This window comes from Pseudomonas kilonensis, assembly GCF_001269885.1.
In the GTDB taxonomy this organism is placed as follows: Bacteria; Pseudomonadota; Gammaproteobacteria; order Pseudomonadales; family Pseudomonadaceae; genus Aquipseudomonas; species Aquipseudomonas kilonensis.
The window spans coordinates 589,300-602,491 of the sequence record NZ_LHVH01000017.1; the positions used below are offsets into that span (position 1 = coordinate 589,300).

Annotated in this window: 11 protein-coding genes; 6 read left to right on the forward strand and 5 right to left on the reverse strand. The window is 63.4% G+C overall.

What is annotated here, in order from left to right; translation table 11 throughout:
• Positions 1-52: 52 nt before the first annotated feature.
• From dsbG to dsbD, 3 genes are read right to left on the reverse strand one after another with little or no spacing between them, the layout of a single operon-like run.
• Entirely contained in the window at positions 53-820 is a 768-nt protein-coding gene (dsbG, locus tag AD662_RS09210; protein WP_014337318.1) for a thiol:disulfide interchange protein DsbG, read from the reverse strand.
• Positions 796-1,665 (reverse strand): TlpA disulfide reductase family protein, encoded by an 870-nt coding sequence (locus AD662_RS09215; protein WP_053181518.1) that lies wholly within the window; start codon positions 1,663-1,665, stop codon positions 796-798. Before AD662_RS09215 ends, dsbG begins: the two co-directional genes overlap by 25 nt.
• The gene (gene dsbD / locus AD662_RS09220) at positions 1,665-3,392 is read right to left on the reverse strand and encodes a protein-disulfide reductase DsbD (RefSeq protein ID WP_053186748.1); all 1,728 of its coding nucleotides are present in this window, start codon (positions 3,390-3,392) and stop codon (positions 1,665-1,667) included. Before dsbD ends, AD662_RS09215 begins: the two co-directional genes overlap by 1 nt.
• 175 nt (positions 3,393-3,567) lie before the next feature.
• Here dsbD and AD662_RS09225 point away from each other — a divergent pair, with 175 nt between their 5' ends.
• The 4 genes from AD662_RS09225 (at position 3,568) to AD662_RS09240 (ending at position 7,581) form a co-directional block, all read left to right on the forward strand.
• Positions 3,568-4,248 carry a response regulator gene (locus AD662_RS09225; RefSeq protein WP_013692602.1) on the forward strand — a complete coding sequence of 227 codons (681 nt, stop codon included), beginning with the start codon at positions 3,568-3,570 and terminating at the stop codon, positions 4,246-4,248.
• A complete protein-coding gene (locus AD662_RS09230; RefSeq protein ID WP_053181508.1) occupies positions 4,245-5,576 on the forward strand; it encodes an ATP-binding protein in 1,332 nt (443 codons plus the stop codon). Before AD662_RS09225 ends, AD662_RS09230 begins: the two co-directional genes overlap by 4 nt.
• A 280-nt stretch (positions 5,577-5,856) precedes the next feature.
• Positions 5,857-7,269 carry an aspartate aminotransferase family protein gene (locus AD662_RS09235; protein ID WP_053187291.1) on the forward strand — a complete coding sequence of 471 codons (1,413 nt, stop codon included), beginning with the start codon at positions 5,857-5,859 and terminating at the stop codon, positions 7,267-7,269.
• An 84-nt stretch (positions 7,270-7,353) separates the two neighbouring features.
• Entirely contained in the window at positions 7,354-7,581 is a 228-nt protein-coding gene (locus tag AD662_RS09240; RefSeq protein WP_018605637.1) for an MbtH family protein, read from the forward strand.
• A gap of 121 nt (positions 7,582-7,702) precedes the next feature.
• On the opposite strand, the gene AD662_RS09245 is transcribed toward AD662_RS09240, so the two are convergent.
• Positions 7,703-8,602 carry a LysR family transcriptional regulator gene (locus AD662_RS09245; protein WP_018605638.1) on the reverse strand — a complete coding sequence of 300 codons (900 nt, stop codon included), beginning with the start codon at positions 8,600-8,602 and terminating at the stop codon, positions 7,703-7,705.
• Positions 8,603-8,704: 102 nt separating this feature from the next.
• On the opposite strand from AD662_RS09245, the gene AD662_RS09250 reads away from it, so the two are divergent.
• Positions 8,705-9,550: a type 1 glutamine amidotransferase domain-containing protein gene (locus tag AD662_RS09250; protein WP_053186750.1), complete on the forward strand. Its 846-nt coding sequence runs from the start codon at positions 8,705-8,707 to the stop codon at positions 9,548-9,550.
• A 133-nt stretch (positions 9,551-9,683) separates the two neighbouring features.
• Here the strand turns inward: AD662_RS09250 and ppsR are convergent, their stop codons facing one another.
• Entirely contained in the window at positions 9,684-10,502 is an 819-nt protein-coding gene (gene ppsR, locus AD662_RS09255; RefSeq protein WP_014337326.1) for a posphoenolpyruvate synthetase regulatory kinase/phosphorylase PpsR, read from the reverse strand.
• A 184-nt stretch (positions 10,503-10,686) separates the two neighbouring features.
• Here ppsR and ppsA point away from each other — a divergent pair, with 184 nt between their 5' ends.
• The gene (gene ppsA, locus AD662_RS09265) at positions 10,687-13,062 is read left to right on the forward strand and encodes a phosphoenolpyruvate synthase (protein ID WP_018605647.1); all 2,376 of its coding nucleotides are present in this window, start codon (positions 10,687-10,689) and stop codon (positions 13,060-13,062) included.
• Positions 13,063-13,192: the final 130 nt, after the last annotated feature.

A 13,192-nucleotide genomic window follows, 5' to 3' on the forward strand; every position in this document is an offset into this window, starting at 1 on the left:
TGCCGCCATCGCGAGCAAGCTCGCTCCCACAAGGGGTCTACAGCGAGGCCAGTCACTTCGGCCCGAGAATCTTCACCAGTTTGTCCGGTGACGGCGCGCCTTGCTGCTGTTGCAGGTCGCCTTTTTCATCCAGATAGAAAATCGCCGGGGTGGCGGACAGTTCCAGTTCGTCCATCAACTGCTGGTTGGCGTCCAGTTTTGCCTGGATGGCCGGCGGTATGGCCTTGAGCGGTTTGAGCGGGCTGCCCTTGCCGGCCTTTTCATGCTCGGCCAGGGTTTTTTCCGGGTCCTTGGCGGCCAGCAAGGCGGCGGATTTACCCGGGCTGTCTTCGCGGATGATGCCCACCATGATGTGGCGCAACTGCACCTTGCCGGCCTTGACCCAAGGCCGAGCCTGTTCCCAGAACATGTTGCAGTACGGGCAGTTCGGGTCGCTGAACAGGTACACCGTGCGCGGCGCGTCCTTGTTGCCGTCGGCGATCCAGTTGCTCGCTTCCATTTTCGCCCAGATGGCCTTGGCCATCGGCGCATAGACCAGTTTTTGCAGCGGCTCGGCGCTCAGGTCCTTGCCGTCGGCGTCGTACAGGTTGCCCAGCAGGACGTGCTGCCCATCCGGGGTCAGGTACAGCGCCATGCCACGGTTCTGGTATTGCGCCGCGTAACCGCGCAAGCCGTCCGGCGCGTCGAAGGTACCGATGATTTTTGCGCCCTTGGCTTCGATCTTCTTGATCGCTGCAGGCAATTCTTCGGCCTGGAGCAGCGGGGCCTGCGACAGTGCGGCGGCGACGGCCAGGGTCAGCAGGTGGCGGAGGCGGGGCATGGCGTTTTCCTTGTGGCGGAATGGGGCGTCGTGGACGAGTCCGGCGTTTCGAAGTTTTCCAGGGCGCGAGCCAGGCTCGCTTCCGACAATTCCCCCAGGTGGCTGCCCAGCAGGCGACCGTCGGCGCTGTAGAACAGGGTAGTCGGTAGAGCCATGGAACCCACGGCCTGGCCGAGGCGACCGCTGCCATCGAACAATACATTGGTCAGGCTCAGGCCTTGGGTGGCAAGGTAGGTGCTGACGCTTTGCATGCTTTCGGCCTGATTGACGAACAGGAAGGTCAGGTCCGGACGCTGTTGCTGGGCTTCTTCGAGCACCGGCATTTCACGCCGGCAGGGCGGGCACCAGGTGGCCCATAGATTGATCACCAGGGGGCCGCCCTGGTAATCGGTGAGTTTCACGGTCTCGCCGTCGGCGGTGCGCAGGGTGATGTCCGGCAGCCGGGTGCCTTGTTCATAAATTGTCAGCGACAGGGTCGCCACCAGCCAGAACAGCAAGCCGCTGCCGACGCCGAAGCCCAACGGCCGGCGCAGGGGTGGACGGCGCCGTGCCCACAACAAGGCGCCAATCAGCAGCGCCACGATGCCAGGCCAGGCCAGGAAGCCACCGTCGCGCAGGTCGACGATCTGCCACGGGTCGTCCCGGTAATGTTGCCAATAGGCGACGACGAAGCCGATCCGTGCGGCCAGCAGGCCCAGTAGAAACAGCACGAACAGCACCGACTCGGGGTTTTCGCCACCGCGCTTGGCCACCCGCCAGCCGACGAAGGTCGCCAGCGCCAGGGCGCTGATGAGCAACAGGTGGTTGAGGGCGATGGCAAAGGTGCCCAAGGTAAACGTCAGCATCAGCGCGCGTCCCGGGTGAGGTTCCAGCGCTCCAGGAACGCCTTGGCGTCGACTTCCCCGGTGATCCGCTGGCTGCGGCGCTCTTCACCGTCGGCGCCGATCCACAGCAGGCTCGGCGGTCCCGGCACCTGGTACCGGCTCAGCAGTTCGCGGCTGGCGGGGCTGTCGGCGGTGACATCCAGGCGCAGCAGGCGCACGCCTTTCAGGGCGTCGAGCACTTCGCTGCGGCCGAAGACCTGTTTTTCCATGATCTTGCAGGACACGCACCAGTCGGCGTAGTAGTCCAGCAGCACCCACTGGCCCTGGGCCTTGGCGGCGTCCAGTTCCCGTTGCAGGGCGGCGGGCTCGCTGACCGTGACGAACGCGTCATGGGCACTGACGGTCGCACTGCGCTCGCTGCCGGCGTAGACCTTCAGGGGCTGGAAGAAATCCTCGCCGCCGCCCGCCGCGCCAATCACCAGCAGGCTGCCCCACAGGCCGAACAGCAACGAGGCACTGCCGCAGACATAGGCGATGCGGCCGAACCCTTCGGTCTGGCGCCAGGCGCTGTAAGCGGCGATCAACAACAGCACGCCCCACAGCCCGACCCACAACGAACCGTCGATGATCGGGCGAATCATCAGCAGCGCGGTGCCCAGGAACAGGAAGCCGAATACGCCCTTGAGCAGGTTCATCCAGGCGCCGGGCTTGGGCAGGAAGCGGTTGCCCACGGTCACCAACAGCAACAGTGGCAAGCCCATGCCGATGCCCATGGTGAACAGGATCAGCCCGCCGTGCAGGGCATTGCCGCTCTGGGCGATGTACAGCAGCGCGCCGGCCAGCGGCGCGGTCATGCACGGGCCCACCAACAGGCCGGACAGCGCCCCGAGAATGCCGGCACCCACCAGGCTGCCACCGCGCTGCTGGCGCCCGGCGTTTTCCAGGCGGTCACGCAGGGCGGCCGGCAATTGCAATTCGAAGAAGCCGAACATGGGCAGCGCCAGCAACACGAATACGGCCGCGAAGCTGCCCAGCAGCCACGGCTGTTGCAGCAGCGCCTGGAGGTTGGCCCCCAGTAGCGCGGCGAGCACGCCCATGGCGGCGTATACCAGGGCCATGCTGATCACGTAGCTGCCAGCCAAGGCCAGGCCGCGTCTCGGTCCGGCGCCGCTGCCCACCACCAGCCCGGCCAGGATCGGCAGCATCGGCAGCGAACAGGGAGTGAACGCCAGCAGCAGGCCCAGGCCGAAAAACACCAGCAGGCTCCAGCCCAAGGCCCGTTGTTGCAGGCCGCTGGCCAGGGCCTGGTCCGGCGCCTCGCCGCTGGCCGCCACCGGTGCGCTGCCACCCAGGTCGACCACTTGGGTCTGGGGTGGATAGCACAGGCCCGCGTCGGCGCAGCCCTGGAAGCCGACCTTGATCTTGCCCGTGGCACCGGCGGGTATCTTCAGTTCCAACGCTTGGCGATAGACTTGCTGGTCGCCGAAAAACTCGTCGCTGTGGGCCTCGCCCTCCGGCAATTTCGGTTTCTGCGCCTCGGCCAGGCCATCGAACTTGAGCCGCTGCTGATACAGGTAGTACCCATCGGCGATCTGCCAGAACAGCTGGGTTTCACCGGAGTCCAGGCGTTCGGAGGTAAACACGAACGCCTTTTCCACCGGCAGGAAATCGGGTTTGGTTTCGAAGGGATTGGCGGCCTGGGCCAGGCCCGAGATCAGGAACAGCCACAGCAAAAACAATCGACGCATGGATAAAGCCTTAGAACGAAGCAAGTGGAAAACACAATGGCGGCTGGCGATTAACCGTCGATTAACCCGGCGACGACCGGCAGGCAGCAATGATCGCCCATGTTGGCCGTACTCGTCGCATAATGTCGGCTTAATCGGCCGGCGGCCTAATGTACCTTTTTCCACGGGGCTTACCATGCGCGTACTGGTCTGCGAAGACGATGAGTTGATTGCCAGCGGGATCGTTGCCGGCCTTACGGCGCAGGGCCTGACTGTCGAGCACGTCGCCACCGCATCGGCGGCGCGGGCGATGGTCGGCGTGGCGGAATTCGACGTCATGGTGCTGGACTTGGGATTGCCCGACGAGGACGGTCTCAAGCTGCTCAGGCAGTTGCGTCAGCAGGGGCTGGAGACGCCGGTGCTGATCCTCACCGCCCGGGACTCGGTAACCGACCGGGTCGACGGCTTGCAGGCAGGCGCCGATGACTATCTGCTCAAACCCTTCGACCTGCGCGAACTCGCGGCGCGCCTGCACACGTTGCTGCGGCGCGTAGCGGGGCGCAGCGTCAACCTGATCGAGCACGGTCGCCTGACCTACGACCCCAGCAGTCGGGAAACCACCCTGGACGGCCAGCCGGTGGATCTGTCCCGGCGCGAGCAATCGCTGTTGCAGGCGCTGCTGCACAGTCGCGGTCGGGTGCTGTCCACCGAACAGCTCAAGGACAGCGTCTACGGCTTCAACGACGAATTGGAAAGCAACGCCCTCAACGTCCATATCCATCACCTGCGGCGCAAGTTGGGCAACGGGATTGTCGAGACTGTGCGCGGCCTGGGCTATCGCCTGGGGCCAGCCGAAGGTGGAGAGTCTTCCAAGTGATGAGCCTGCGACTGCGCCTGAGCCTGACCCTCGGCGCGGCCTTTGCCCTGATCTGGGCCCTGGCCGCGGCGTGGATGCTCAGCGACCTGCGCAACCAGATGATGTTTTCCCTCGACCAGCGCCTGGTGGCCTCCGCGCGAATGGTCGCCGGGTTGCTGGAACAGATGCCACCGTTGCCCAGCAAGGGCGACGGCACGCATTTGAGCTCCGAGCCATTGAGCATTCCTGGCGGCATGGCCTGTCAGGTCAGCTCCTTGCGCGGCGAGATTCTGGCCCGCAGCCATGGCACTCCGGAACAAACCCTGGAAGCCGAGAAGATGGGTTTCCACGACCAGATGATCGACGGCGCGCCCTGGCGCAGCTTCACCCTGGCCCGGGGTGACTTGCGCATCACCACCGCCGACCGCCAGATCGAACGGGAAGCCCTGAACATGTCGATACTGCTGGCCGCCTCGGTGCCGGTGGGCGTGGCATTGCTCGGTTGTTTGTGCCTGTTGTGGCTCGGTATCGGCCAGGGCCTGGCACCGCTCAATCGCATGCGCGATGCGCTGATGCGGCGCAATGCCGACTCCCTGGAGCCCTTGCAGATCCATCCACTGCCCAGTGAGTTGCGACCGTTGCTGGAGACCCAGAACCAGTTGTTCCAGCGCATCGGCAAGACCATCGAGCGCGAGCGACGGCTGACCGGCGACGCTGCCCACGAGCTGCGCAGCCCGCTGACCGCCATCAAGACGCACCTGCAAGTGGCGCGCATGACCGAGGGTGTCGCCCGCGATCAATCCCTGGCCCGGGCCGAGGAGGGCGCCGACCGCATGCATCGTACGCTCGAACAGTTGCTGCTGCTGGCGCGGGTCGAAGGCAGCCTGTCGTTCGACGATGGCGTGCAATGCAACGCCGAACAGGTCGCCCGGCTGGCGATCCAGGATGCCGCCAGCAGTGATTCCCGGCGGATCAGGCTGCACGTATCCCCAGGGGTGTCCGATGCACCGGTGCAGATGCCGGCGGTGCTCTCCATCGCCGCCTTGCGCAACCTGCTGGATAACGCCCTGCGCCATACCCCGGACGATACCGATGTGGAGCTGAGCCTGGAGATGATCGGCCAGCGCGTGCGCTTCCAGGTCCGCGACCACGGCCCCGGCATCGCTGCCGACGACATCCAGCACCTGACCCAGCGCTTCTGGCGCAACGGCCAGAGCACCGGCTGCGGGTTAGGGCTGGCGATCGTCCAGGCCATCGTCCAGCGTTGCGGCTGTGGCCTGCATTTCGACACTCGTCCGGATGGCCTGCGGGTTGAATTGACGGTGCCGGTGCAGGTGTTACCGGCCTGATTGGCCTGTAGGAAGGCTCTGTGGGAGCAAAGCTTGCTCGCGATGGCATCACCTTGGCCGCTAGTCAGACCGAGGTGCCTGCATCGCGAGCAAGCTTTGCTCCCACAGGTTTCAAGGACAAACCACTGATCGCGCTGACGGAGAAAGTTCTGCCCGAGAGTAAATCCCTGCGTGGCTGATGCGTTTCCACAACAGGAAACCTGCATGTGCGCTCCGACCGGAGATGCATCTGCGCGGTGTGTCGTTGGGTCATTACTTCAGTGTATTGCGGGGTCGAGGGATGTCAGTCGCCAACAGTCTTATCGAAGCACAGCCGGCCCGGGTCAGTCTTGCGCCGGCCGAGACGCTCTACCAGTTCAATGAGTCGCCGCTGCTGGCCCGCCAGAGTCGGCAGGAGTCCAATGCCCGCAGCTACCCACGGCGGATTCCCCTGGCCCTCAAGCGTGCCAAGGGGCTGTATGTCGAGGATGTCGAGGGCCGCACCTTCATCGATTGTCTGGCCGGCGCTGGCACACTGGCGCTGGGGCATAACCACCCAGTGGTGATCGAAGCGATCCAGCAGGTGTTGGCCGATGAGCTGCCGTTGCATACCCTGGACCTGACCACGCCGGTCAAGGACCGTTTCGTCCAGGACCTGTTCGGCCTGTTGCCGGCAGAGCTGGCCGCCGAGGCGAAGATCCAGTTCTGCGGCCCCACCGGTACTGACGCCGTGGAAGCGGCCCTCAAGCTGGTGCGCACCGCCACCGGCCGCAGCACCGTGCTGTCGTTCCAGGGCGGTTATCACGGCATGAGCCAAGGGGCGTTGAGCCTGATGGGCAGCCTGGGGCCGAAGAAACCCTTGGGCGCCTTGCTCAGCAGCGGCGTGCAGTTCATGCCATACCCCTACGATTACCGCTGCCCGTTCGGGCTGGGCGGTGTGGCGGGCGTGAAGGCCAATCTGCATTACCTGGAAAACCTGCTGAATGACCCCGAGGCCGGCGTGCAATTGCCGGCAGCCGTCATCGTCGAAGTGGTGCAGGGCGAGGGTGGGGTCATTCCTGCCGACCTGGACTGGCTGCGCGGCTTGCGGCGGATCACCGAGCAGACGGGTGTGGCGTTGATCGTCGACGAAATCCAGAGCGGCTTCGGCCGGACCGGCAAGATGTTTGCGTTCGAGCACGCCGGGATCATCCCGGACGTGGTCGTGCTGTCCAAGGCCATCGGTGGCAGCCTGCCGCTGGCGGTGGTGGTTTATCGCGACTGGCTCGACACCTGGCTGCCGGGTGCTCACGCCGGGACCTTCCGTGGCAATCAGATGGCCATGGCCGCCGGTTCCGCAGTAATGCGCTATCTGCAGGAGCACGACTTGCCGACCCACGCCGCCGCCATGGGCGAACGCTTGAGCGAGCACTTGCGCATCCTGCAGCGAGACTTCCCACAACTGGGCGATATCCGCGGTCGCGGGTTGATGCTCGGCGTCGAACTGGTGGACCCGGCGGGTAAACCCGACGCCCTGGGCCATCCGCCGGTGCACGCATGGCTGGCGCCACGGCTGCAACGTGAATGCCTCAAGCGCGGGCTGATCCTTGAGCTGGGTGGCCGGCAGGGCGGCGTGGTGCGGTTCCTGCCGCCGCTGATTATCACAAGGGCGGAAATCGACCGGGTCGCCGAAATTTTCGGGCGAGCCCTGCAGGCGGCGGTTGTCGCGGCCTAATTTTCACTCGGGCCCGTACGTTCCTTTCATATCCTGGCTGCGCATGCGCCGCAGCGAACCTCGAGCAAAGATGGAGAGACACCCATGACTTCAGTATTCGACCGCGAGGACATCGTCTTTCAGGTCGTGGTCAACCACGAAGAACAGTATTCGATCTGGCCGGACTACAAGGCCGTGCCCGAAGGCTGGCGTACCGTCGGCAAAAGCGGGTTCAAGAAGGAGTGCCTGGCCTACATCGAAGAAGTCTGGACCGACATGCGCCCGCTGAGCCTGCGCAAGAAGATGGAAGAGCAGGCGGCAGTGCTTAACTAAAGCCGATATGGGATGCTTTTTGTGGGAGCGGGCTTGCTCGCGAAGGCGGTCTGTCAGTTAGCCAGTTATTGCCTGACACGCCGCTTTCGCGAGCAAGCCCGCTCCCACATGTTGCGTGTGTTCAAGATTCACCCATCAAAAAATCAATCAACGCCCGTGCCGCCGCCGGCAGTTGTCGGTGCGGCGGGTAGATCACTGAAAACGGCCGGCTGCGTCCGCCGAAGTCTTCCAGCAAAGCCACCAGTTCCCCGCGCTCGATTCGCTCCCGGACAATGAATTCATAGGTCTGGCAGATCCCCATCCCGGCCTGGGCCAGGGACACGATGCCCAATACATCGTCGGACACCTGCACATTGCCCACCGGCAGCCATTCCCGATCTTGATGATTTTCGCGAAACAGCCAGGGGGCGATGCGTCCGCTGCTGGGCATCACGAAGGGCAGGCAGGCGTGTGCAGCCAGTTCATCGACGTGCCGGGGCATTCCGGCGCGTGCCAGGTAGTGCGGCGCGGCCACCAGGCAAAGGCGGGCGTCTTCGAGCTTGCGGCCGACCAGCCCGCTGTCCGGCAATGGCCCGAGGCGGATCGCCAGGTCATACCCCTCGGCCACCAGGTCGACATTGCGGTTGGTGATGCTCAGCTCGACCCGCACTTGCGGGCACGCCTGGGCGAAACGCGACAGCAGCGACGGCAGGCGGTAATGACCGTAGGTAGTCGGCACGCTCAGGCGTACGCGACCGGTCAGGACACCGTCCTGGCCCTGGATTCGCCGCTCGGCATCGTCAATCAGGGCAAAGGCCGAGCGCGACTGTTCCAGGTACAACGTGCCGGCATCGGTCAGGTTCAGCCGCCGGGTCGTACGTCGCAACAATTGCACCCCAAGCCGGGCTTCGAGGCGGGAGATGGCGCGGCTCAGGACCGAAGGCGTGGTCCCCAGCGCCACGGCGCCGGCGCTGAGGGTGCCTTTTTCCACGACTGTGACGAAGGCTTCCACGTCCGCCAGATGATCGAAACGACGGGCCATTGTTGCCTCCAGAGGCCAGGTGATGTTCCGGGCAGCCAGTTTATCGCCGGTAAGCGCATCAATACAGTGAGCCATCTTTTATCGAAGCGTTCTGGAGTCATCATGAAAAAGCTCACTACCTTGGCAACGTCTGTCGTTCTGGCAGGCATCAGCGTCGCGGCCCATGCCGATAACGTGCTGGTGGTCCTGTCGGACGCCGATCATCTGGATCTGAAAAATGGCCAGGTCTTCTCCACCGGTTTTTACCTCAACGAATTGCTGCAACCGGTGAAACTGTTGCTGGAGGCGGGTCACCAGGTGACGTTCGCAACGCCCGAGGGCAAGGCGCCGACGCTGGACCGTTCCTCGGTGGACAAGATGTACTTCAACAATGACTCGGCGGAGCTGGAGCGCTACCAGGCGTTGCTGGCGCAGTTGAACATCACCTCGGCCAAGGACTCACCGGTGATCAGCCTGGCCCGTGTCGAGCAGATCGGCCTGGGGCGGTTCGACGCCCTGTACATCCCCGGCGGGCACGCGCCGATGCAGGATTTGCTGACCAGCGCACCGCTGGGACGGGTGCTGACGCATTTTCATGACAAGGGCAAGACCACCGCGCTGGTCTGCCACGGGCCGATAGCGCTGCTGTCGACCCTGCCCGATGCCAGGGGCTTCGTCGACCAGTTGGCCGCCAAAGGCCAGGCCTCGGCCAAGGCCGACTGGATCTACGCCGGGTACAAGATGACGGTGATCAGCAATCAGGAAGAAGAACTGGCCAAGGGGCTTCTGGGCGGCGGGAGCATGAAGTTCTATCCACAAACCGCATTGGAACAGGCGGGTGGGCAATACCGCAGCAACACATCGCCATGGATGTCCCATGTGGTCATGGACCGGGAGTTGATCACCGGCCAGAACCCGGCGTCGGCGCTGGAGGTGGGGCAGGTGTTGGTCAAGCGGTTGAAGCTCTGATCCACCAAACACCGCAACCCCTGTGGGAGCGGGCTCGCTCGCGAAGACGGCGGAGCAGTCAACATTGATGTTGCCTGACACACCGCTTTCGCGAGCAAGCCCGCTCCCACAGGTTTTATGGTGTACCTGAGGTTTACTTGAACCGCCGCTCCACCCCTTTCTCCACCAGGATCTTCGCCGAAATCTCTTCCACGGAAAAATGCGTGGAATTGATGTGCGGAATATTCTCCCGCCGGAACAGGTTTTCCACCTCGCGCACTTCGAACTCGCACTGGGCATAGCTCGAATAGCGGCTGTTGGGCTTGCGCTCGTTGCGGATCGCGGTCAGGCGGTCCGGGTCGATGGTCAGGCCGAACAGCTTGTGCTGGTGGGCGCGCAGGGCGCTGGGCAGTTGCAGGCGCTCCATGTCGTCTTCGGTCAGCGGATAGTTGGCCGCACGGATGCCGAACTGCATCGCCATGTACAGGCACGTCGGTGTCTTGCCACAGCGCGACACGCCCACCAGGATCAGGTCGGCCTTGTCGTAATAATGCGTGCGGGCGCCGTCATCGTTGTCCAGCGCGAAGTTGACCGCCTCGATCCGCTCCATGTAGTTGGAGTTGTGGCCAATGGAATGGGACTTGCCGACCGAGTAGGACGAGTGCTCGCTCAGCTCCTGTTCCAGGGGCGCCAGGAACGTGGAAAAAATGTCGATCATGAAACCATTGGACGTTGCGAGAATCTCACGGATGTCTTGATTGACGATGGTATCGAAGATAATCGGGCGGAAACCGTCGGTTTCGGCGGCTTTATTGATTTGCTGTACCATGGCCCGCGCCTTGTCGACGTTGTCGATGTACGGACGTATGAACTTGGCGAAGGTAATGTTTTCGAATTGTGCCAACAGGCTTTGGCCTAGCGTTTCGGCCGTGATGCCGGTGCCGTCGGAGATAAAGAAAGCAGATCGTTTCATTTGCGCCTTGGGCCTTAAGCTAGTGAGCTAGTGACGATTCTTGGATATGATAGGCGCGATTTGCCGGCCGCCAGTGGTCCGCATTCTCACTTATTTTCCAGGTCCAGGCCATATCGCCGGTCATCGCTCCCCTGGAGCCACCGGTGCCTTGAGCTTTTCCAACACAGTTAGTGGAGAGATCACCTTGGTAGAGTACGTAGTTTCCCTCGATAAGCTCGGCGTCCATGATGTGGAGCATGTGGGGGGCAAGAACGCATCCCTGGGCGAGATGATCAGCAACCTCGCCGGTGCCGGTGTATCGGTGCCAGGTGGCTTCGCCACGACCGCCCAGGCTTATCGTGATTTCCTGGAACTGAGCGGCCTGAACAAGCAGATCCACGATGCGCTCGATGCCCTGGACGTCGATGACGTCAATGCCCTGGCCAAGACTGGTGCCCAGATCCGCCAATGGATCATGGACGCCGAGTTCCCCGAGAAACTGAACGCCGAGATCCGCACCGCGTTCGCCAAGTTGTCCGAAGGCAATCCGGACATCGCCGTCGCCGTGCGTTCCTCGGCCACCGCCGAAGACCTGCCGGATGCCTCCTTCGCCGGCCAGCAGGAAACCTTCCTGAACATCCGTGGCGTGGAAAACGTCATCCGTGCCGCCAAGGAAGTCTTCGCCTCCCTTTTCAACGACCGTGCCATTTCCTACCGCGTGCACCAGGGCTTCGACCACAAGCTGGTCGCCCTGTCCGCCGGTGTGCAGCGCATGGTCCGCTCCGAAACCGGCACCGCCGGCGTGATGTTCACCCTCGACACCGAGTCGGGTTTCCGTGACGTGGTGTTCATCACCGGCGCCTACGGCCTGGGTGAAACCGTCGTGCAGGGCGCGGTGAACCCGGATGAGTTCTACGTCCACAAAGGCACGCTGCAAGCCGGTCGTCCAGCCATCCTGCGCCGCAACCTGGGCAGCAAGGCCATCAAGATGATCTACGGCGACGAAGCCAAGGCCGGCCGTTCGGTGAAGACCGTCGATGTGGACAAGGCCGAGCGCGCGCGTTTTTGCCTCAGCGATGCCGAAGTCAGCGAGCTGGCCAAGCAGGCGATGATCATCGAGCAGCACTACAAGTGCCCGATGGACATCGAGTGGGCCAAGGACGGTGACGACGGCAAGCTGTACATCGTGCAGGCCCGTCCGGAAACCGTGAAGAGCCGCACCCAGGCCAACGTCATGGAGCGCTACCTGCTCAAGGAAACCGGCACTGTGCTGGTGGAAGGCCGTGCCATCGGCCAGCGCATCGGCGCGGGCAAGGTGCGGATCATCAAGGACGTCTCGGAGATGGACAAGGTCCAGGCCGGCGACGTATTGGTCTCCGACATGACCGACCCGGACTGGGAACCGGTGATGAAGCGCGCCAGCGCCATCGTCACCAACCGCGGCGGGCGTACCTGCCACGCGGCGATCATCGCCCGTGAACTGGGGATCCCGGCCGTGGTGGGTTGCGGCAACGCCACCCAACTGCTCAAGGACGGCCAGGGCGTGACCGTTTCCTGCGCCGAAGGCGATACCGGCTACATCTTCGAGGGCGAACTGGGCTTCGACATCAAGAAGAACTCCGTGGACGCCATGCCGGACCTGCCGTTCAAGATCATGATGAACGTCGGCAACCCGGATCGCGCCTTCGACTTCGCGCAGTTGCCCAATGCCGGTGTGGGCCTGGCCCGCCTGGAATTCATCATCAACCGCATGATCGGCGTACACCCCAAGGCATTGCTGAACTACGACGGCCTGCCGCAGGAAATCAAGGACAGCGTCGACAAGCGCATTGCCGGTTACAACGATCCGGTCGGTTTCTACGTCGAGAAGCTGGTGGAAGGCATCAGCACCCTGGCGGCGGCGTTCTGGCCGAAAAAGGTCATCGTGCGCCTGTCGGACTTCAAGTCCAATGAATACGCCAACCTGATCGGCGGCAAACTCTACGAACCGGAAGAAGAAAACCCGATGCTGGGCTTCCGTGGTGCTTCGCGCTACATCAGCGAATCGTTCCGCGACTGCTTCGAACTCGAATGCCGCGCCCTCAAGCGCGTGCGTAACGAGATGGGCCTGACCAACGTCGAGATCATGGTGCCGTTCGTGCGGACCCTGGGCGAAGCGAGCCAGGTCGTCGACCTGCTGGCGGAAAACGGCCTGGCCCGTGGCGACAATGGCCTGCGCGTGATCATGATGTGCGAGTTGCCGTCCAACGCGATCCTGGCTGAAGAATTCCTCGAGTTCTTCGACGGTTTCTCCATCGGTTCCAACGACCTGACCCAGCTGACCCTGGGCCTGGACCGTGACTCCGGGATCATCGCGCATCTGTTCGACGAGCGGAACCCGGCGGTCAAGAAGCTGCTGGCCAACGCCATCGCTGCCTGCAACAAGGCTGGCAAGTACATCGGCATCTGCGGCCAGGGCCCTTCGGACCACCCGGACCTGGCCAAGTGGCTGATGGAGCAGGGCATCGAAAGCGTTTCGTTGAACCCGGACTCCGTGTTGGAAACCTGGTTCTTCCTGGCTGAGGGTCAGGCGGCGGTCTGATCGAGTGAAGGGATCTGATCGACTAAAGCCCGCCAGTTAAACGCAGAACCTGTGGGAGCGGGCTTGCTCGCGAAAGCGGTGTGTCAGACAACATCAATGTTGACTGTTCCGCCGTCTTCGCGAGCAAGCC